The organism is Pseudoalteromonas sp. SA25 (genome assembly GCF_011378705.1).
Lineage (GTDB): Bacteria > Pseudomonadota > Gammaproteobacteria > Enterobacterales > Alteromonadaceae > Pseudoalteromonas > Pseudoalteromonas arctica.
In genome coordinates, this window is the sequence record NZ_WTKV01000002.1 from 283,399 (window position 1) to 305,538 (window position 22,140).

The 22,140-nt window shown below is 39.4% G+C and carries 17 protein-coding genes; 6 read left to right on the plus strand and 11 right to left on the minus strand.

Features of this window, described 5'->3' with window-relative positions; translation table 11 throughout:
* The first annotated feature begins 19 nt into the window (after nucleotides 1-19).
* From GQR45_RS02685 to GQR45_RS02695, 3 genes are all read left to right on the plus strand, one after another.
* Nucleotides 20-1,246, plus strand: coding sequence for an MFS transporter (locus tag GQR45_RS02685; protein WP_165725062.1), 1,227 nt, complete (start codon nucleotides 20-22; stop codon nucleotides 1,244-1,246).
* 171 nt (nucleotides 1,247-1,417) lie between these two features.
* Nucleotides 1,418-3,808 (plus strand): TonB-dependent receptor, encoded by a 2,391-nt coding sequence (locus GQR45_RS02690; protein ID WP_149593197.1) that lies wholly within the window; start codon nucleotides 1,418-1,420, stop codon nucleotides 3,806-3,808.
* A gap of 113 nt (nucleotides 3,809-3,921) precedes the next feature.
* Nucleotides 3,922-4,869 carry a carbohydrate kinase gene (locus GQR45_RS02695; RefSeq protein ID WP_165725063.1) on the plus strand — a complete coding sequence of 316 codons (948 nt, stop codon included), beginning with the start codon at nucleotides 3,922-3,924 and terminating at the stop codon, nucleotides 4,867-4,869.
* A 44-nt stretch (nucleotides 4,870-4,913) separates the two neighbouring features.
* Here GQR45_RS02695 and GQR45_RS02700 read toward each other — a convergent pair whose 3' ends face one another.
* The 4 genes from GQR45_RS02700 to GQR45_RS02715 all read right to left on the minus strand — a co-directional run bounded on the left by GQR45_RS02700 (nucleotide 4,914) and on the right by GQR45_RS02715 (nucleotide 7,365).
* Complete coding sequence (locus GQR45_RS02700) at nucleotides 4,914-5,270, minus strand: nuclear transport factor 2 family protein (RefSeq protein WP_231616876.1); 357 nt, start codon at nucleotides 5,268-5,270, stop codon at nucleotides 4,914-4,916.
* Between the two features lie 253 nt (nucleotides 5,271-5,523).
* Nucleotides 5,524-5,904 carry an STAS/SEC14 domain-containing protein gene (locus GQR45_RS02705; RefSeq protein ID WP_165725064.1) on the minus strand — a complete coding sequence of 127 codons (381 nt, stop codon included), beginning with the start codon at nucleotides 5,902-5,904 and terminating at the stop codon, nucleotides 5,524-5,526.
* A 98-nt stretch (nucleotides 5,905-6,002) separates the two neighbouring features.
* Nucleotides 6,003-6,695 carry a cupin domain-containing protein gene (locus tag GQR45_RS02710; RefSeq protein WP_165725065.1) on the minus strand — a complete coding sequence of 231 codons (693 nt, stop codon included), beginning with the start codon at nucleotides 6,693-6,695 and terminating at the stop codon, nucleotides 6,003-6,005.
* A 49-nt stretch (nucleotides 6,696-6,744) separates the two neighbouring features.
* Nucleotides 6,745-7,365 carry a glutathione S-transferase gene (locus GQR45_RS02715; protein ID WP_024593260.1) on the minus strand — a complete coding sequence of 207 codons (621 nt, stop codon included), beginning with the start codon at nucleotides 7,363-7,365 and terminating at the stop codon, nucleotides 6,745-6,747.
* A gap of 390 nt (nucleotides 7,366-7,755) precedes the next feature.
* Here GQR45_RS02715 and GQR45_RS02720 point away from each other — a divergent pair, with 390 nt between their 5' ends.
* A complete protein-coding gene (locus GQR45_RS02720) occupies nucleotides 7,756-8,274 on the plus strand; it encodes a TetR/AcrR family transcriptional regulator (RefSeq protein WP_007584304.1) in 519 nt (172 codons plus the stop codon).
* A gap of 84 nt (nucleotides 8,275-8,358) precedes the next feature.
* Here GQR45_RS02720 and GQR45_RS02725 read toward each other — a convergent pair whose 3' ends face one another.
* The 5 genes from GQR45_RS02725 to GQR45_RS02745 form a co-directional block, all read right to left on the minus strand.
* Nucleotides 8,359-9,828 (minus strand): carbon starvation CstA family protein, encoded by a 1,470-nt coding sequence (locus GQR45_RS02725; RefSeq protein ID WP_010553606.1) that lies wholly within the window; start codon nucleotides 9,826-9,828, stop codon nucleotides 8,359-8,361.
* A 269-nt stretch (nucleotides 9,829-10,097) separates the two neighbouring features.
* The gene (locus GQR45_RS02730) at nucleotides 10,098-11,015 is read right to left on the minus strand and encodes a carbohydrate kinase (protein ID WP_007584308.1); all 918 of its coding nucleotides are present in this window, start codon (nucleotides 11,013-11,015) and stop codon (nucleotides 10,098-10,100) included.
* A gap of 2 nt (nucleotides 11,016-11,017) precedes the next feature.
* Nucleotides 11,018-12,541 (minus strand): mannitol dehydrogenase family protein, encoded by a 1,524-nt coding sequence (locus tag GQR45_RS02735; RefSeq protein ID WP_165725066.1) that lies wholly within the window; start codon nucleotides 12,539-12,541, stop codon nucleotides 11,018-11,020.
* Nucleotides 12,542-12,601: 60 nt separating this feature from the next.
* Entirely contained in the window at nucleotides 12,602-14,323 is a 1,722-nt protein-coding gene (locus tag GQR45_RS02740; protein ID WP_024591939.1) for a membrane protein, read from the minus strand.
* A gap of 210 nt (nucleotides 14,324-14,533) precedes the next feature.
* Entirely contained in the window at nucleotides 14,534-15,208 is a 675-nt protein-coding gene (locus GQR45_RS02745) for an HAD family hydrolase (protein ID WP_024591940.1), read from the minus strand.
* 427 nt (nucleotides 15,209-15,635) lie between these two features.
* On the opposite strand from GQR45_RS02745, the gene GQR45_RS02750 reads away from it, so the two are divergent.
* Together GQR45_RS02750 and GQR45_RS02755 are read left to right on the plus strand one after the other, a co-directional pair.
* Nucleotides 15,636-17,162 carry a catalase gene (locus GQR45_RS02750; protein WP_165725067.1) on the plus strand — a complete coding sequence of 509 codons (1,527 nt, stop codon included), beginning with the start codon at nucleotides 15,636-15,638 and terminating at the stop codon, nucleotides 17,160-17,162.
* A 134-nt stretch (nucleotides 17,163-17,296) separates the two neighbouring features.
* Entirely contained in the window at nucleotides 17,297-17,812 is a 516-nt protein-coding gene (locus GQR45_RS02755) for an ankyrin repeat domain-containing protein (RefSeq protein WP_024591942.1), read from the plus strand.
* A 72-nt stretch (nucleotides 17,813-17,884) separates the two neighbouring features.
* Here the strand turns inward: GQR45_RS02755 and GQR45_RS02760 are convergent, their stop codons facing one another.
* Together GQR45_RS02760 and GQR45_RS02765 are read right to left on the minus strand one after the other, a co-directional pair.
* Nucleotides 17,885-21,031: a M1 family metallopeptidase gene (locus tag GQR45_RS02760; protein WP_165725068.1), complete on the minus strand. Its 3,147-nt coding sequence runs from the start codon at nucleotides 21,029-21,031 to the stop codon at nucleotides 17,885-17,887.
* On the minus strand, nucleotides 21,025-21,888 hold the full coding sequence (locus GQR45_RS02765) for an ABC transporter ATP-binding protein (RefSeq protein WP_024593255.1): 864 nt from the start codon (nucleotides 21,886-21,888) through the stop codon (nucleotides 21,025-21,027). The genes GQR45_RS02760 and GQR45_RS02765 overlap by 7 nt, the downstream gene beginning before the upstream one ends.
* Nucleotides 21,889-22,140 lie beyond the last annotated feature (252 nt).

Sequence of the window (22,140 nt, forward strand, 5' to 3'; positions counted from 1 at the left end):
TTTAACGAGGAATAAACACATGACAAAATCACACACACACGTAAGCAGCGACCCACTGCAACAAATACGCTGGCTTACATACATGATGTTTTTTATGTTTGCCATGACCTCTGACGCAGTCGGCATGATAATCCCCGAACTTATAAAAGATTTCGGTTTGAGCATGACTCAAGCTAGTGCATTTCATTACGCTCCCATGGCATTAATAGCCTTTAGTGGATTATTTTTAGGCTTTTTAGCTGACAGCCTTGGCCGTAAAAAAACCATTATGCTAGGTCTATTAATATTTTCTGCGAGTTGTTTTTTATTTGCATTTAGCACCAGTTTTACCTTCTTTTTAGTATTGCTTTGTTGCATAGGCCTGGCCATTGGTTTATTTAAAACCGGCGCATTGGCATTGCTTGGCGATATTTCACATAGTAACGACGACCATACTAAAACCATGAACAAGGTTGAGGGCTTTTTTGGCATTGGCGCTATTGTAGGCCCTGCCCTAGTTGGTGTTTTATTAGTGCAAAACGTAAGTTGGACATACCTGTATATTACTGCGGGCGTAATGTGTTTAATTCTTGCTTTATTAGCATGGCGCGCAGACTACCCTGACGTAGTTAAAACAACTGAAAAGCCAGCCTCTTTGGCCACCACCCTAAAAATGGTAAAAAACCCTTATGCACTTGGCTTTTCTTTAGCCATTGCACTATATGTAGCGACTGAAGTGGCTATTTATGTATGGATGCCAACGCTATTAAAGGACTACACAGGCTCTTGGCCGCTCCTTGCAACTTATGCACTTACTATATTTTTTATACTACGTGCTGCAGGTCGTTTTATTGCCGTATGGTTACTAAACCGTTATAGCTGGCAAGGTGTTATGGCTTATTTAAGCTTAGGTATTGCGCTTTGTTATGTGGGCACACTTATTGGTGGTGTTGATTGGGCTGTAGGGTTATTACCTCTTTCAGGTTTATTTATGTCTATGGTTTATCCAACTTTAAACTCTAAAGGTATATCGTGTTTTCCTGCTGAGCGCCATGGAGCCGTAGCCGGCGTTATATTATTTTTCACCGCATTATCAGCTGCTTTAGCTCCTTTATTTATGGGTATGATCAGCAATTACTTTGGCCATGTGCGCTATGGCTTTTACTTAGCAACAGGGTTTGCCGTGATTTTATTTGTAGCTATGTTGTTCAATTATTTACGCGACCCATCAATGAGTGCTTTACAAGAAAATAACCCAGCAGCTTAATAAACTTGTATCTCAATACAATAAAAAACACTTTTAAAATCAACATATGAACAATAAAAGAGCAAATTAAACACAAAATGATTTGCTTATTGTAAAATATTTGTTATTTTTACTTAATCGATTAAGTAAAAATAACAAACCCTACTGGGATCAACACAACGAGGCGTTCACATGACAACACACAATACACCTTTATATTTAATCAGCGCTTTAGCACTTGCCGTAAGTCAAGGCGTTAACGCACAAGAAACAGATCAAGCAAAACCTGAAGCATCTCAAAACAAAGGTCTTGAAACAATTGTTGTAACCGGCGTACCACGTCGAACAACAATCATGGCTTCAAGCGTATCAGTTAGTAGCGTATCACTTGAACAAGTTCAAGTGTCTACTCCTCGCTCAACAGCCGAGGCTTTTAGAATCATCCCTGGTATTCGTGCAGAATCGACAGGTGGCGAAGGCAATGCAAATATTGCTGTACGTGGCCTGCCTGTTGCTTCAGGCGGTGCAAAATTTTTACAATTACAAGAAGATGGGTTACCTGTAATGCAATACGGTGATATCGCTTTTGGTAATTCAGATATTTTTATGCGATTAGATAACACTGTGCAAACTATCGAATCGATTCGTGGTGGCTCAGCATCTACTGCAGCAAGTAATGCACCTGGTGGCATTATTAACTTTATCTCTAAAAATGGCGAAAACGAATCTGGCAGTGTATCTACAACACTTGGCTTAGATTACGACAACGTTCGTACAGACTTTGAATACGGCACTTACTTAACCGATAGCGTGCGTTTTCATGTTGGTGGCTTTGTTCGACAAGGCGAAGGCCCGCGCGAAACAGGTTACACGTCTAATAAAGGTGGCCAAATAAAAGCTAACCTTACAAAAGATTTCGACAACGGTTACGTTCGCCTTTATTACAAACACTTAGATGATAAGAGTGTTGGCTACCTTCCTATGCCAATGTACTCAAATGGTGACTCTATTGCTGGCTTTGATGCGCAATCAGACACACCTCACTCAGCGTTATTTACTAAAACAGCACGCTTAAATGGTGAAAACCAAATCAGTAGCGGCGATATCCGCGATGGTATGAATCCAAAGGTTGATTCTGTTGGTTTTGAAGCTGTATTTGATTTAGATAACGATTGGCGTATCGAAAACCGTTTTCGTAAATCATCAATAAGCGGCAACTTTAATTCACCTTTCACAGAACAAGTAGGTAGTGCAACATCAATTGCAGAAAGCATTGGTGGCGTGGGTGCAACCTTGAGCAACGCGAACACCGGTGAAGCGTTTAACGATGGTTTAGCAATGAAGATGGTGACATTTGATGTCACAATGAATGACTTTGGCTCTATAGTTAATGACTTTAAATTAACTAAATCGTTCGATGATGATACCAGCCTTACATTTGGTTACTATGCATCTACGCAAAACATTGCGATGTCGTGGTTATGGAACTCTTACGTAATGGAGCTCAAGGGTGACAATGCTGCATTACTAAATGTAACAGGTGCCGATGGCACTGAGTTATCTGAAAACGGTTTATACGCTTACAGTGCATTTGGAAACTGTTGCCAACGTGATTACGATACAGAGTACGATACTCGTGCACCATACGTTGCATTTTCTACTAAATTAGGCGACGTAAGCATTGATGCAAGTGCTCGCTACGACAGTGGTGAAGCTCGCGGAACATACGCAGGTGCAGTGACTTCAACAGTAGATATGAACCGCGACGGTGAAATATCAATCCCTGAGCAAAACGTTGCAGGTATTGATACTGCAAACGCAAGTCCAGTAAATTACGACTGGAACTATTCTTCTTATTCAATTGGTGCTAATTACCAAATTGACCCAAGCCTTGCTACGTTTGCACGTATTAGTAAAGGTGGTCGTGCAAATGCTGACCGCCTTTTATTTGGTAAAGTACGCGCCGACGGCTCTGTTGCAAAAGAAGACGCTGTTGATGAAGTAAACCAGTTTGAGTTTGGTGTTAAGAAGCGCTTTGATTCGTTATCAGTATTTGCTACTGCGTTTTTTGCCGAAACTGAAGAGCAAAACTTTGAAGCAACATCACAAACATTTTTTGACCGTGAATACGAAGCAAAAGGGATTGAAATAGAATCTACTTACTTTATTGATGCATGGGATTTTCGTGGTAATTTAACCTGGACCGATGCAGAAATAGCAAAAGATGCGCTTAACCCAGATGTTGTAGGTAATACGCCACGTCGTCAAGCCGATTTAATTTACTCATTAATGGCACGTTACAACTATGAAAAAGGCGCTGCTGGGGTAAGTTTCATTGGTACTACCGATGCATACGCTCAAGATAATAACGACTTGCAATTTGACGGCTACACACAGGTAAATGGCTTTGTAAGCTATGATTTATCTGAAAACCTTAATATTGCGCTTAATGTGAACAACCTATTTGACACAGTAGGTATTACAGAAGCCGAAGAAGGCTCAGTACCTGAAAACAACATTATTCGTGCCCGTGCTATTAACGGCCGCACAACGTCGGTAACTTTAAAATACGCTTTTAACTAAATGTGTGTATTGCGCTGCGGTGAGTAGTCACTGTAGCGCCTTTTAAAGTATGAATAATTAACACCCTTCACGTTTTTTAGCCTAGCCTTGCTAGGCTTTTTAGGATATTCCAAATGACCAAACTTCTGTGCTTAGGCGAGCTATTAATTGATATGCTGCCACAAGATGCTAATAACTCTGCCTATTTACCTATACCAGGTGGCGCACCTGCCAATGTAGCTGTTGGCTATGCAAAACTTGGAGGTGAAGCTGCATTTTGTGGTGGTAGAGGGGACGATCATTTTGCCAATCAATTAAGTAATGCATTAGCGCAATACAATGTAAATACAGACTATTTATTCACCATTGCAGGCTCACAAACCGCCATGGTTATAGTGAGCCTTGATGAAACCGGCGAGCGTAGTTTTGGCTTTTATCGCCATAACACAGCCGATGTACTATTAACCCAGGCGCATTTAGCGCATATAAATTGGCAAGAAATAAGCACACTACACTTTTGTTCAAACACATTAACTGAATCAGCAATTGCCAGCACAACAGTTAAAGCGCTAGAACTTGCAAAAGCGAATAATAAACTCGTCAGTTTTGATGTGAATTTACGCTACAGCTTGTGGGAAAACACAAGCGATATAGCAAGCAATGTAAAAGCTTGTTACACCTATTGTGACATAGTAAAACTCTCGCGTGATGAGCTTAATTTTTTAGCTCAGCATAGCGATACAACGAGCGATGATTACATTCAAACGCTATTAAATACCGGAGTAAAACTAGTGTTTTTAACCGATGGGCCAGAGCCTGCCAAGGTTTACCACAGCGCATTTACGCTTAACGAATCGGCACCAAAAATAAACGCCGTAGATACAACAAGCGCAGGGGATGCATTTATAGCGGGGGTTTTATACTACTTAAATAACTTGGGAAGTGATTTACCACTAGCAGATAAACTAAATAATAAAGCAAGCGTAAAAGACGCCCTGCACTTTGCTCTCAAATGTGGCTCTAAAGCGTGTTTAGCAAAAGGGGCATTTCCGGCATTACCTGTACTGGCTGATGTAATTTAAACGATTAAAGCCCCATATTACGGGGCTTTAAATCAGAGTTATATCTATTGCTTTATAAAGGTGACACCTTTAGGTATTTCATCTTGAGGTAACCGAGTAGAGTGCATTTGCGATAACAACCATTTATCGCCCACTTTTGATACAACGGCACTTTCTAACCAATAAATATCAATACTTCTTTCGGTGTTTTTAATATTGGCTTTATTCCAGTAATTAATAAAAGCAACATCACCCACTACACGCGAATTTATAACACTAAAATAATTAGTTCTTATAAAGTCAGAAGGCTTAACAACATTTATAAAGTCATTAATAGTCCACACTTCACCGTGCTCTAAAAGTAAAAATGAATCATCAACGGCTGCACGCATTTGCGTGTGATCAACGTTAGAAACAGCCAAAAAAAGATCGCTCACCGGCGTGAATATGTTGTTATCTTTTGCATGTATCGATGTCGAAAATATCAGGAATGTAATAAAGGTAAGTACTTGTTTCATTGTTTTTATAATGTGTAGTTTGCTCAATAATAATGAGTGTATTTTAATAGAGCAGTATTAACAATTGAAATAAACCGAATGTAACTACCTAACAATGTTACCCATAGAGCAAAAAAGCACTCTATAAGAGTGCTTTAATTTAATTTTTTCAATCAAGCTATTCATCTAGCCAATCTATGGCTGCGGTAGCATTTTCAAAGTATTGAACCTCACCCGATATGAACCAGTTACCTATTTTTGCCATTCGAGCTTGCCACTCTTTATTACCGTAAATAGCTACTTTTTTAAATTCTTTAGAGTGCTTAACACCTAACTTTAAGTCATCCCACGCTGCGCGTAGTTCCCAGCCTTCAAGTTCGCTAACATCTATTAAGGCGTTCACGACTGGGTGCTTAACTTCGCCAAGAGCTGAGTTTATCATTGGGGTAATTATTTTGTAGTCGTCGTGAGTAAGCGTACCAACGGCTTTAAGTTTTAAAAAAAACTCTCTTCCTGCACGTTCAAGACCAATCGATAAACCATGTGTTGTGTGTACCATTACTGCTCTCCTTAAATAGGCTGAGTAGTAAAAGTACACCTTCTAAAATTAATTAGTCCTGAACTAGATCATTAAATAATCTCAAATAAACGACTCAATTACGCATTTTGTACGCGAGATATCTGGTTTTCTACATCAGTTAAATGGCCCGTTTTAAGCCATACTTTTGCACCATTACTTCCCGCTTTAACGTTAACAGAGCTGTTAATAGGCACTCTTAACCAACTGTTTTTTACAAAGGTATCGGCTTGCTCATCAAATGAGCCTTCAAGTACTAGCAGCTCTGCTCCTCCTTTTGCGTTTATAACCATGCAGGCGCTGGGCTTAAAGTCCAACAAGCTTACGTCTTCAAAGCTGTCTTTGTATAAAGGGGTTACGGCTACATTTTTAAAACTAGGGTGCGCCGTACTTTGCATCAAGTCCGTTTGTAAACGCACGTGGGTTCGATCATCTGGCTGAAACTGCCATAACTTTACAAATATAACGCAGCCATTTTCAGACCCCGGTTTGTGCTTTGATTGCGGTGGGTTACGGATATAAGAACCTGCCACAAAGTCACCATGTTCATCTTGAAATACCCCTTCAAGCACAACAAACTCTTCACCGCCTGTATGAACATGCGGCGAAAATTCACTGCCAGGTGCATAACGAACAATAGTCGTTGCGCGAGCAACTTCGTCGCCCACACGGTCCAGTACTCGTCTATCAACACCCGCCATTGGCGATGCAACCCACGGTAGCGTTTCGCTATGTACCACAACTCGTTTACTAAAATCGGCAGCAATTTTCATATTTGGCTCCTAACCGTAACTCCACTTAAATTTTAAACTAACAACCTAATTAAGCCGCAACACTTGGGCGTTTTGCTACTTTTTCTTGCCATGCAACTAAATGGGTTAACTCATTCGGGATTGCTATTTGTGCAAATCCAGCAAATACCAGACCAGCATACAATGTAATATCAGCAATACTAAACTGCTCACCAGCAACAAACGCCGATTGCGCTAGTACATCATTAAAATAGCTAAACCCTTGGCGTGCTTTTTCGCCTTGTTTTTCACCCCAAGCCACATTTTGATACGTTTCAAGCTCTGGACCTAAGCCATCAGTTGCATGATGAAAGTAAGTTGCCACAGCGTCAAGCACCATAGATTCTGCGCGTTTTTGCATCATGTTAATTACTGCACGCTCTTTTGCGGTTTCACCCATTAAAGATGGGCCTTCAAATGCGGTATCAATATACTCAGTAATAGCGGTACTTTCTGATATAAACGTGCCGTCATCTAGCTCTAATACGGGCACACCTGCTAATGGATTTTTAGCTAAGAAGGCTTCTGTTCTGTGCTCACCATTTAATAAATCAACAGGTACAAACTCAACATTTGCAGTGGCATTTTTTTCAGCTAAAGCGATACGAACACGAAGTGGGTTTGGAAAGTTTTCTACATCATAAATTTTCATAGCAATCTCTATCTTTATTGTTTAAAAGTGAATTAATGGCAGCAACCTACCTACCGATAGGTAACTTATAATATTAAACTAAATTTAAGTCAACGTTTAAATTTTTCTGATTTATAGGATTTAACTTAATTAATAATAAAATTAGGGGGTTGCTTAAAAATAAAAACGCTTGTAAATAACTACCTACTGGTCGATAATTTTGCTATACCAATTGCATTAAATAAGTGATCTATTATTGCGCTAAGAAAGTAGCGCAATAACAAGGCGAAAATTATGACATCTAGTTATTCTATATGAATAATTTTTAACGCAGTTAGTGAGTTGTTTAATGCGATACAATGATCATGTTTTAATAAAATTGGTATTACTGCAGATAGGAAAATATTAAAAGTGAGTAAAAAAGAAGCGTTATTAAAAGCAGCTGAAAACAAGGTGCGCCTTGGCGGGTACAGTAATTTTAGTTTTAGAGAGCTCGCCAGCGAAGTTGGAATTAAGAGCGCCAGTGTGCACTATCACTTTCCGACTAAGGCCGATTTAGGTGCTGAGCTTGCTCATCAATATACTAATTCTTTTTTAGCTGCGTTAGGCGAGCCAAGCGAGCTTAAAGCAAGCGGTAAAAATCCTATTGATGTGTACACTCAGCTTTTTAGAAGTGCATTAGTAACCGATAAAAAAATGTGTTTATGTGGTTTGCTAGGAGCCGAAAGCGATAGCCTTCCAGATAAAGTACGCCTTGAAGTAAAACGCTTTTTTAATCAAAATTTAACATGGCTTAGCGCTGCGCATTTAGCTAATGGTGAACTCAACCCTACTAAAGCGGCTATTCAAACAGTGAGCTTGCTTGAGGGCGCTATGATGATAAGCAAAACGCTCGACGATAACAGTTACTTTGAACTTGCAACTCAGTAATACCTAAATTTAGTACACAAAAAAAGCGGGCTATTCATAATGAATAGCCCGCTTTTTTAATGCTTGAAATAACTTATGTGATTATTAAACCGCTGTTGGTTTAACTTTATGCTTAGAGTGCACAATAGCTAAAACAATTAAGCCAATCACTGTTACTACAGCACCAATAGGTTTACCTAAATCACTTGATAAGTTAAGACCAATTGCGGCAGTACCAATATAAGAAACCGTTACCGCAGTTGCTATAACAGCAGGAACACTCGCAATCCAATGGAATGTACCACGGTCAAACAAGTACTTAGTGGCAAGCCATAATACGCTTGTAGAAAGCAGCATGTTTGAAAATGCAAAGTAGCGCCAAATTAATGAGAAATCGAGCTTCGTCATAAAGTAAGCAATAGTAAGTATAGGTACAGCCACTAATAAGCGGTTACGTAAACTTTGCGGAATATTAAACGCATCAACAACTGTTAAACGTAATGAGCGGAACGCTGTATCACCAGAAGTAATTGGGAAAACGGCTACTGCAATAATTGCCATTATACCGCCAAATACACCTAAGTAACTGTTAGCTACATGATTAACAACTAAACCTGGACCACCTTGGTCAAGCAACGCTTTTAAGCCCGCGTAACCATCTGGGAACGCTGCAATACCAGCAAGTGCCCATACACAACCTACAATACCTTCACACATCATAGCGCCGTAATAAACTGGACGTACGTATTTTTCGTTAGTTAAACAGCGCGCAATAATTGGCGCTTGAGTAGAGTGAAAACCACTAATAGCACCACAGGTAATTGTTATAAATAACAATGGCCATGTTGGTAATCCATCTGGATTTGGCTCTAAAAAGTCATGTGCGTGGTCAGCTTCAAAGTAAGCTAAAAAGTCACTTGGTACCGGTAAGTGCGGCGCATTAATTAGTAATGAAATAGCAATTGCCACTGTCATTACAATCATTAGCGCACCAAAAATTGGGTAAAACTTAGTAATAATTTTATCAATTGGTAGCAAGGTAGCTAAAAAGTAATACGCTAAAATAGCGAGTACCCAAAAGGTATTATTTGCCAGTATTGTACCTTCAAAGAAATCAAGGTTACTTAGCAAACCTGCAGGGCTCATAATAAATACTACACCTACAAAAAACAGTAGCATGGCAGTAAATACAAGCATAAAGCCTTTAAATACGACGTTGTAATAATGGCCTGCGATTTCTGGTAGGCTTTTACCGTCTTCTTTTATACTCATTACACCTGAGAAGAAGTCGTGTACAGCGCCACCTAAAACATTGCCAAGTACAATCCATACTAGTGCAACTGGTCCGTATAAAGCACCTAAAATTGGGCCAAATATTGGACCTACGCCAGCAATGTTTAAAAACTGAATTAAAAATGCTCGTACAGGGTGAATAGCTACGTAATCAACACCTTCGCTAAAGCGTTTTTGTGGTGTGTCAGCAGTTGAATCCAAACCGGCTTGTTTTTCAACAAATGGGCTATAAAACTTATAGCCCAGTATTAAAATAGTGAGGCAGATAAAAAAGATGATCATAAAGCACGTTTCTCTTTTTGTATTTTAGTTATAGAGCGCATTGTGTGTCGCCCCGCCTTTTCAATCCGTGAATAATCGACGAACAATAACAAAGCTTCAACCCTCAAACAATAAGACGTTTAGCTAATACAATAATCGATATAAGCCACTATTTACGCAACCTGCACACTTAACGCTCCACATTGAATATTTATTACACACGTCTTATTTTGGGCACAAAAAAAGCGGTTAAACTTTTACGTTATAACCGCTTTCACACACAATGTTTTTTAAAGTGGGTTCATAAACTCACTAATTTGTTGATGCGTTAAAGTAGGTGTTGCGCCAGAACTTTCGGCGACCATTGCTCCAACGGCACATGCAAAGTCAACGGCATATTGCGCGTCGTCGTTGCTACAAAGCTGATAAATTAACGAACCTAAAAACGAATCCCCTGCGCCAACAGTGTCAATTACGCTAATTAAATAACCTGAATTATAAAAATTTTCGCCTTTGATTGTTAATAAAGCACCGTGGCTACCTTTGGTTACACATAAGTAATCGGTATTTGTTTGCTGTGCTATAAACGCTAAATTTTGTTCAAGCGAATGAAACTTACAACCCATCGCTTTTGCTATTTCGTATAGCTCTTCATCGTTTAACTTAATAAAGTCTGCTTTATTCATTAAATCTACAAGTGTTTCTAGCTTGTAATGCGGTGCACGTAGATTTACGTCAAATACTTTAAAGTTTGCTACATCAACTAGTTGATTTAACGTTGCTAAAGACGCTTCGCTTCGGCCAATTAGGCTGCCAAATACAAATACATCGCTACTTTTAACTTTACTAAGCAACTCATCAGTAAGCGCTATATTATCCCACGCAGTGTCTGCCACTATTTCATAACTTGCAGAGCCACCACTGTCGAGCGTTACCTCAACCGTGCTAGTTTTTTTGTCACTATTAATAGCAATGTATTCGCAGCTTACGCCTTTGCTAGTAATTTCGCCTAGTAACTCAGCGCCTAACTCGTCGTTACCAACAGCGCTGATCATGTCGGCTTTAATGCCTAGTGAGTTAATACGCACACACATATTAAGTGGCGCGCCACCTAAGCGTTTACCTGAATCAAAACAATCCCACAGCACTTCGCCAAAGCAGCTAACACTTACGTTTTCGCCTGATTTATGATTAATTAAAATGCTCATAATTAGTTACTCTTTTGATCAAGTACAGCCTGCATAATGGCTTTAATTTTACTATTAGGTGCATACAATGCAGCAATCGACTTTTTATATTCAGCAGTAAACGTTTCGTTATGCTCAAGCTTACCAAACAAGCTCGTTAACTTTAAAAATGCAATCGGGCTAGCTTGAGTCTCTTGCGCGTAAGAATTAAGCTCTTTGTGCATCGCATCTTGAATTTCAAGCTTTTCGCCGTTTTCACTTAAACCCTTATCGCTGTATAAACACCAAGTTGCAATAACAAGCGTTGCCAGTGATACATCGCGACCTTGTACTAGGTTTTCGTTAATTGTGGCAATTAAAAACTTAGGCAGTTTAGCTGAGCTTTCACTACAGATACGCGCTAGGCTGTCTTTAATATTAGGATTAGCAAAACGCTCTATTAACGTATCTTTGTAGCTTTCAAGGTCAATGCCTTCAAGTGGTTCAAGATTTGGCGTTACTTCTTTATCCATAAAAGCACGCAGGTATGTGGCAAATAATTCATCAGATACCGTTTCGTCAATAGTGCCATAGCCATGGATTGAACCTAATAAACCAAGCACAGAATGCCCTGCATTAAGTAAGCGTATTTTCATGGTTTCATAAGGCGTTACATCAGTAACAAACTGTGCACCAACAACGTCCCAATTTGGGCGAGAGTCACTAAATGTGTCCTCTATTACCCATTGTGTAAACGACTCACAGGTAATTGGCCACTCGTCGCTAACACCATATGCATCAACCACGTAATCAATATCACTCTTTTTAGATACCGGTGTAATACGGTCAACCATCGCATTTGGAAACGATACGTTTTGCTCAATCCACTCACTTAGGTCTTTGTCTTGCTCTGTAGCAAAGGCTAAAAGCATTTTGCGTGTTACGTTACCGTTGTGCTGAATGTTATCGCACGACTGTACTGTAAATGCGCCTAAGCCTTGCTCTTTACGCAGTTTTAACGCAGCCGTAATGTAACCAAACGCTGTAATTGGGTCGTTCGGGTTATTAATGTCGTTAATAATATCTGGATTGCTGTAATCAAACTCGCCCGTTGCAGGGTTAAAGTTGTAGCCGCCTTCGGTAATAGTAAGCGACACAATTTTAGTATCGCTGTGCGCTAACTTATTAATTACCGCTTGTTTGTCCTCTGGAGCAAACAAAAAGTCGATCATTGAGCCAATTACTTTGTTATCTATTTTACCGTCTGGGTGTCTAACAGTAAGCGTATAAAGGTAATCTTGCTGCTTTAAAATATCACGCAGACCACGGTTACCCTCTAAAAGGCCAACACCACATATGCCCCATTGCTCAGAGCCTGGGGTTTTTAAAAGCTCGTTAACATATACCGCTTGATGAGCACGATGAAAACCGCCCACGCCAATATGAACAATACCGGCTTTAACTGCGCTACGGTCGTAGGTTGGTGTATCAACATGGCTTGGTAATTGAGCCAAGCTTTGTTGGTTTAGCCCTGTAACTAGAGCGTCAGTGTGTTGATGTTGCGTCATGGTGCGACCTTACTAAACAAAAATAAAATATAAATTACGATACTGTATTACGATAAGTAATTACGATGCTGTATTGAGTACTTTATGGCGTTTTAACGACCAGTACGCAGTAACAAAATAAATAACAGTACAAATAAAACAGGCTATTTCGAATTGCGATTTATTAGCGCTGTACATACTCATAGTTTCACTGAAAAACATCACCTGGCTGGCAAATATAAAAATAATAACCAGTGAAACTGTAGAAACCGCATTAAGTACTTTGGTAAATACAGAGCTGTCAATTACTGGCTTTGGAATGTCTTTAGCTTCAGCAGCTTGATATTCTTTAATATCACGTTGCTCTTGCTCTTCTGCTTCAATCTCTTGTGTGTAATCTTCACCGGCGCCGTATTTTTTAGCTAAAAGCGTATAAATAACGATTGTGAAAATCCACGTAGGAATAAACAAGTAGTAAAACGACATTACATCAATAGCATTTAAACCAAAGCCAAACACAAGTGCTAACGCCCAAGATGCTATAGCCGGTACGCTGCGGGTAATATTTTTATATTTAGCCCAGTAACGTGTTAGGCCAATTTTAGGAAATAACACATGTTCAGCAAACACAATACCGCCTACTGGCACAACTAATAAGCCTGCGTAGGTAAGTAGCGGAAGCATTTGTGAAAATACAAACGGGAAACACGCAATAATCACGGTTACAACACCTACAATAGCGGTTGTGCGTTCACGTGATTGATTAACAAATATAGATTGTGCTGCAAGACCTGCACGGTAAAGGTTTGCGTTAGCTGTAGTCCAACCGGCAATAATTACAATAACAAAGCCAGTCCAACCTAATGCATGGTATGCAACATCGCCCGGATCAAGTGATGAAATAGTTGTTTTAAGTAATACCGCAACACCTGCGCCCATAATACCGGCAGAGATCCACGCTAAGTAATGACCAAAAAACATGCCCACGCCAGAAAACAAGCCATAGCTTTTGCGTTTAGCAAATCTAAAAATAGCCATGTCGATTAAACCAAAGTGAGTAATTGAGTTAGCAGCCCATGCAAAGCCAATCACTTCTAATAGGCCAATGCCTTTTTCACCATCGGCATTGGTTCCCGTCCATATGGAGGAGTCGCCTATGGTCATAAAGTCGCTAAAGCTAGTTAAAGAGGTAGACCCTAATACGTGATTTGAAAGCTCAGGGAATAACGCGAACGAACCTGCAATAAATATAACAAATAGCCACGGCGCGCACAGTTTCGAAAAGTCAGCAACCGTAGAAAAGCCATACATCGCAACAAACACAACAATAGAGCCAACAGCTAAAACAATGGCTACAAACCAAAAGCTATTTGGATACCAATCAAGTTGCGCAGGTATATCAAACAAAAACCGCACGGCGGTGGAGGATACCGTGATCATGGCGGCCGATATAACACTAAAAATAACCACGTTAGCCCAGTTATAGAGCTTGGTCATTGAGTTACCAGCGATTTTGTTTAAGTAGTTATATAAACTTAAGCGGGTTTCTACTGCAATGGGTGCAGTAATCAGCCACCAAGAACACATTGCTAACAGGTTACCTATTAATAAACCCAGTAGAATGTCGATGGTTGAAGCGCCTAATGCAACAAACGTTGCACCAATAACAAATTCAGTAGCCGCAACATGTTCGCCGGCGTATAGCCCTGCAAAATGCTTCCAGCCGTGAAGCTTATTATTAGCAACAGGAAGTTGCTCTTCGTTTACATCTTTAAATGTTTGTGTGTGTGGACTCGTTGCCATGGTATTTCCTATTGTTAACAGCAAAGTACTTAATACCTAAATACTTCGCCTTTTATAATTTGGCTTATAAACGCATGATGTTTTGCCATGTTTTGTTTTATTTTTAGTAAAGCAAAACCATCTACATTTATATTTTGCGTTTGCTTGCCTGTCAGTGTGTAAGGCGAGCAAATCGCGTTTAAAACTTTGTTTATTTAAAAAGCTGCGTGTTTACTGCTTTTTAAGTGCAGGGTATGCACTAAAAAAATCTTGCCAATGCGTTAAATGATCAACATTTGGGTAAGCACTGTGTACATGATTAACAGAGCCTTGCATATGTTGCCCACCGCTGTAATGCAGTACTTGCATGTTGGCGTCAATTCCTGCATTTACGCCGGCTTTACTGTCTTCAATCACTAAACAATGCTCTGGCTTTACACCCATTTGTTTAGCTGCATGTAAAAATAAATCGGGTGCTGGTTTGCCACGCTTAACTTCGCTGCTGGTAAAAACCGTATCGCTAAAGTACTTACTTAAACTCACTACGCTCAACGCTTTTGCGGTGCGTGCTGGGCTGCTGCTAGTAGCTATACAAATAGGCACAGCTAAATTGTTAAGTACGTCTTTTATACCGTCAGTCGTGGTTAGCCCTGTTTCAAATTCGTTTAACAGTGCTTCGCGGTAGTCACCTTCAAAGCTTTCAGGAAGAGTGACATTAAATGCATCCGCTATTTTTTGGCTTACTGTTTTAAAATTGCAGCCTAAAAAGTGTTGCTGTACATAAGCACGGTCAATATCAACGCCTTTTTCAACAAGCATATTAATGAGTACTTGTGCGCTTAAAATTTCGCTATCAATAACAACGCCATCACAATCAAATATCACTAGCTCAATGTTAGTATTCATCTTGTCACCTTATTAAAACTGTTTGGTTTAGCTAATTTAAGTATAACGAGTTAAGCGCGATTAATATTGTGCAGCTTTTTAGTGCAACTCAATAATGAGCATAAGCCCATCGATTGAGCATATTCCCTTTATTGCACGAATATGTCAACACACTGTAAGTATAAAACGCACCAGCTTGGTGAAAATACACTCAGGTAAAACTAAAAACCTTTGTATTTAATCAACTTTATAAAAGCATATTGCGACCAAGGTCGTAGTAAAAAAATTCCGTTAACGTAAAAAGTGCTCCTGTTAATTTATTTCATCTATTTTACAAATCACATCAATCTAATTAATCAGTTTTACCGAAGTTAATGAAATCAATACTATCGTTAACAGATTAACAGCCTGCACCACTGCCGGCACTTTTAAATAGATGAGGTCGACAATGAATACTCAAATAAACAAAACAAAATTAACACTAACTGCACTAGCACTTGCAATGGCATTACCGGCAAGCGCAGCAACAACTCTTACTAAAGATAACGGCGCAGCTGTTGGCGACAACCAAAATTCAATTACTACGGGCGAACGTGGCAGTGTATTACTAGAAGACGTGCAACTAATTCAAAAGCTACAACGCTTTGCACGTGAGCGTATTCCTGAGCGTGTTGTGCATGCTCGTGGTACTGGCGCACACGGTGTGTTTGTAGCATCAAAAGAGCTAGACGATTTAACAATTGCAGCACCGTTTGCACAAGCAGGTAAAGAAACAGACGTATTTGTTCGCTTTTCATCTGTAATCCACTCTAAAGGTAGCCCAGAAACACTGCGTGACCCACGTGGCTTTGCAACTAAGTTTTACACAGACCAAGGTAACTGGGATTTAGTAGGTAATAACTTACCTGTGTTCTTTATTCGTGATGCAATCAAATTCCCAGACATGGTGCACTCTTTAAAGCCATCTCCGGTTGATAACATTCAAGATCCTAACCGTGTATTTGACTTTTTCTCACACGAACCAGGTTCTACACAAATGCTAACGTGGGTTTACAGTGACTACGGTACACCAGCAAGTCTTCGTAAAATGGACGGTTGGGGTGTACATGCATACAAAATGATTAATAAATCGGGTGATGTTAAATACGTTAAGTTTCATTGGGTAAGCCAGCAAGGCATTGATAACCTTGACGCAAAAGAAGTGGCAAAAGTACAAAGCCAAAACTTTCAACATTTAACACAAGATTTATACACTGAAATAAACAGAGGCAATTTCCCAAAATGGGATCTGTACATTAAAACGCTTGATCCATCGCAGCTTGATGACTTTGATTACAACCCGTTAGATGCAACAAAAATGTGGTTAGATATTAAAGAAACTAAAGTAGGAACAATGACCTTAAACCGTATGCCAACTAACTTCTTCCAATCTACGGAACAAGTAGCAATGGCACCGGCAAACATTATTCCAGGTATTGAGCCATCAGAAGACCGTTTATTACAAGGTCGTATGTTTTCTTACGCTGATACACAAATGTACCGCCTAGGTGCTAACCACCAGCAATTGCCAATTAACCGTGCAAAAGTTGAAGTGGTTAACTACAACCAAGACGGTGCAATGAACTACGGGAATACAACAAGCAATGTTAACTACCAGCCAAGCCAAGAAAACGTAGCTGAAAACCCAATTGCACGTAGAAGTAACACAGAGCTAAAAGGCTTTGTACAACAAGCCGCGATTAAAAAGCAGCAAAACTTCGCGCAAGCAGGTGTTATATACCGTGGTTTTAGCAAACAAGAACGTACAAACCTAATTAATAACCTAGCAGGCGATTTAGGCAAAGTGCAAAACAGCAGTGTTAAACACAAAATGCTTAGCCACTTTTACAAAGCAGATAGTGAGTACGGTACACGCTTAACTAAAGCTGTAAACGGCGACCTTAAAATGGTTAAACAACTAGCCGCTAACTTGTAAGTAGCTAGTTGTAATTAACTAGCTGTAAGTAATCAGTTGTAAAAATTAGTCCCAACTAAGCAAGCAGCTATATAAGCAACCACAATTATGAGGAAGGGATAACCCCCTTCCTCTTTTTATAAGAGACAATTGTTATGCGTAATTTATTAATTATAGTCGCTCTACTACTGAGCTTTACCAGTAGCGTTTACGCTCAAAATACCCCAAGTACACAAACACCCAGTACGCAAGTTGAAAGCCAACATTCTGCAAAAACACAATACCAAAGCTTATTTGCTTATTACTTTGCCGCAGCACGTACAAACGACACCGCTGTAATAGAGCAATTTGTAGATGCTGGTATTCCTATCGACAGCTACAACAATAAAGGCTACACCGCGTTAATGATTGCTACTTACCATGGTAATAAAAACACGGTTAACACACTTTTACACTTAGGCGCTAATGCCTGTCTAGAAGATAACCGTGGCAACACAGCGCTAATGGCCGCTATTTTTAGAGGTGAATTTAGTATAGCTAAAACACTCGTATCACTTGATTGCGACAACGCGCATCAAAACAAAGCCGGTCAAACAGCCGAGCAATTTGCACAAACATTTGGTCAACAAAAAGTTATAGAGTTACTAGCGCAGGTAAATAATGCAAAATAATCTGCACGCAACAAAAAGCCCTAAAATAATAGGGCTTTTGATTTACTAAATATATGTTCAAATTAAACGTACTTACTCTAAAAACAGTGTGTTTATTAAGCTTTCTTGTTCTTTTCCAGCTTCATGTTTTAATGCTCGTATAAAATCCATAGAATTGGCGGGACTGTTTGGATAACCATGATTTTTCCAAACCAACTTGAGCGCATTAATAATGGGTTCATCCCCAATAGCAGCGCGTAGCTTAGCAAAGACAATGGTTGCTCGCGAATATTGGTCAAAGCTTTGTGTAGCATCAACTAAGGCTGTTCGCTCCTTTATGTTCATCAGCATACTTTGCTCATAGCGTGTTGTTTCATACTCAACCAGCGCTTGCATTGTCGCTTTCCCATAACGCTGCTCTATAACAACAAGCTCAATATACTTTGCCATAGACTCCACTAAAAAAGCGCTATCTGAAAATACCCCATTACCAATATCATGGCCAAACCATTGATGCGCGGTTTCATGAACTGCACGGCGATAGCGTTGATCAAAGCCTGCATTAGCGCTTGGCTTTGATCTAAAACCAACACTGTCTTCAATAAGTATAAGTTGCGGCAATGCATAACCTGTAGCACCAACACTAGGCGAGCCTATTAAACTCAATTGTTTTGCTCTATAAGGGCTTATATTATTAAGCCATTTTATTGTATCTCCCATTGCGCTAAGGTTTACAGCTATAGACTCCGCTCGTGCTGGCTCGTTTTTATCTTTAGCAAACACGTTTAATATCACGCCATTTTGCTGTTTGGTAACAGGGGAATAAGGCACCGTGACCCAAGCTGGGATTGCATTTATGGGTGTACGAGTCTCAAAATGAAATATTTCGCGGTCATCTTTGCTGGTACGTGATATTTCCTCTCCTTGGGTTATAACCTGATAACCCCTTGTTGTACTCACTTTACTCGACATAGTAAGCCACTGGTAATGAGTACTTGCTTTCGCCGTTTTAGCAAATAGCTTCGTGGGTCTAATCACCGACTTCACTTTAAGTGCGTGTTGCTGACGAAGTATAGGATCGGTTAATTCATAATTATCTTGATAGCCAACAGTCGGCAATAAAGGCACTGATCGTATATAGCTAAATTCAGGGGTTATTATCTGATGGCCTCTTACTGGCCAAAGCTTAGCTTGATGAACATCAAACCGTGTAACTAGTTTACGTATTTCTCCTGGCTGCATTTCATTCTCAAACTTAAACACAGCTTGATTAAGCAAGGGAAAGCTTTTAGCCCTTTGCGCGCCATCGATTTCAATATCGGCCCATTTATAAAAACCAGAGCGCCCAACCAATATCTCTTTAATAGGGGCTTGATGGGTGTTTTTTAAGGTATATATTAAGGAAAAATGAGCTTGCTGCTGATGCGGATAAAAGCCTACATTAGCATCAATGTGCACAATGTTTGGCTGTGCTACATTGCGCCATTGTGAGAATGCTTTTTCGTATTGTGCTTTAAATGCCTCGCGTTTATGCGAGTTGGTTAAAGGCTTCTCCTCAACCAGTCTTAAATGTAATTGAGTAAATAGTGCCACAGTAATAAGTAAAGGTATAAGTAACCAAAAATGTTTAACCCCCATTACTCTTTGGCTCAACCCGGCACCTCGGTGATTAAAAATCCCCGTAATTATAACTAAACTTATACACGCCACTAACCAAACTGATATATAAGGCCAATAACTACTTATACTTGCACGATAACCCCAAAAGTTATCAGGTGCCTGCAAAGGCGTCCAACCAACACTCCACAATGTATGCGTGAGGCCAAGGCTAGTCATTATCGATGTAAATTTGATCAGTAAAATAACAGCAATTAACAAACCCGCAATAAGCTGCGAACGACACAAATTAAATACACACAAAAATACACACGCAATAATGGCAAGCACAATTGCCATCAAAAATAAAATGGTTAAATGTACTTCAAATTGATATGCACTGTGTAAAAACCACTGAGCTGCACTTGCCCCTAATAAGCTCATTGTTAAAAAAAACAATATCATAGTACCTAGGGCCAATAACTGACTGTTTAAAAAGTAATATGTTTTGAGCGGTGTGGCAGCGATCAGCTCAGCTATATTATAGTATTTAGCGAAACAGCTTACTTGCCAGCTCCACAAAGCCATTAATAAAGTGCCAAACAACAATTGCATATCAAATGCATAATAACTGATCGCATCAAGGCTTGTGGTGCTCATAACACTCATTGGTTCAACATAACCAGACGACGAGGCAACACTATTAAAAACTATCACCGGCCAAACAAAAATAATCATTAAAGTAACAGGGTGTGAAACCAAATTAACCAGCGTAATTTTGTATAAACTGGCCATCATCAAAAATGGTTTTTTTGTGACTTTCGCTGTTTTATATTCAGCGGGTTCTAACGTGTTGTAACGAATGTATTCGTTAGTATTTTCACTCTTTAATAATGTGTGTTTTTTATTTTTACTAAAAGTAATATAAAAAATACCAACAGCAAGCATACTCACAACAACGCGATTAATAGCAAATGAAGCTCCTAATGAATTGGTTAAACTGTTTATTACGGCTGTGTATGCAAAAGGGTCAAGCCAAACAAATAATGTATAAAATCGATTGCTTATAATACTACTTCCAGCAAGCATTGGATTTCCGGTAATACTTGCAAGCATTATGTAGCCTATCCACAACACTGTAAAAACAACATAATTGGGTAATGAATTAGCTGATTTATGGCAAACAAAAAAGGCAACAACAACTAAAAAGCAGCTATTTGGTAACAACACTAAAAAGCTATTAAATACAGTAAAAGAAACCATATTTGGTATATAGCCCAATTGCCTTACTTGCATGTATATCATTACTAAATCACTGATTAAACTAATAATAAAAACCAAGCAAATCAGTAAGCATACTCTTGCTAAACTGCGCTTAAATAAGCTAGTTTGCGTAGCATAAATAAGCTCCTGCATTGACGCGTGCTGATCTCGTAAAAATATAACGGGCGCCAATACTCCTACAAGCACAGGTAACTGCATCATTTGTAGCATTGTAATATTTAACTTAAATTGTTTTAACGAATTAACTTCAACTGCTGCAAGCCCAGAGGACAACATAACCGCAAATACCAAAGGGATAATAATGCACAGCCAAACAAGTGGTTGGCGCACTGCATATCGCCACTCATTAAAAATTAACATGTTTGACTTCCTTCATTGAGTGCAAAAAAGTACTTGTCTTGAAGCGTAGCGGGCGAGTTTATTGCATTTTGTGCAGGCGCTGTGTCTGCATAGACACGAAATGACGCTCTACCATAGCGATGGCTCTTACTTAATACATGCTGATTTGGTATGCCCGTAGGTAAACTTTCGAGCTGCCAAATCTTACCTTCTAAAGGAACTAGTAACTCTTTTACGTCACCGCTTTGTATGAGTGCTCCTTGATCTATAATGGCCACGTAGTGACATAAATTTTCTACATCTTCAACAATATGGGTCGATAACAATACCAACCTATTTTGACTAATACTAACGAGTAAATTATTTAAACTTTCTCGTTCCACAGGATCGAGCCCAGCAGTGGGTTCATCCATAATAATTAGCTTTGGGTTACCTAACAAAGCCTGAGCCACACCAAAACGCTGCTTCATTCCTCCCGAAAAATTAACGACCTTTTTATTAGCAAACTGAGTCAAATTGGTTAGCTCAAGTAAACTATTAATTTGGTTTTTGCGTGCATTACCATCTATGCCTTTTAATACGGCAATATGCTCAAGTAACGCCCGACAACTCATGTTGGGGTACACGCCAAAATATTGTGGTAAATAGCCTAGCTGCGATCTAAGCGCATCTGGTTGGCTAATCACATCAAGGCCATTAAAATTAATATGTCCGGAGTCGGCATTTTGTAAACACGCGAGTGTGCGCATAAGTGTTGATTTACCCGCTCCATTAGGGCCAAGTAGACCGACCATACCGGCGGGTAGAGTGATCGTCACATCATTCAAAGCCTGCGTACCATCTGCGTATTTTTTGTTGATATTTTTCAGTGTAAGCATTAGTTTCATCCTTAATTGGTATAGCACCAGCTTAAGAAAGCAAGTCAATACAAGCGAGAAAATAATGGTTAACGTATTGAAATAAATGATGAACATAAAAAAGTAACGTTGGTCATTTAAATATGACCTTTCATCATTTAAATAAACGGCCTAGTATGCTTAAAACGGTTACTAACCCTATGAAATAAAATAATTATTTTAAAAATAAATTATGATTGAAACAATTTTATGGATAAACTAGCGCGCTCAGCG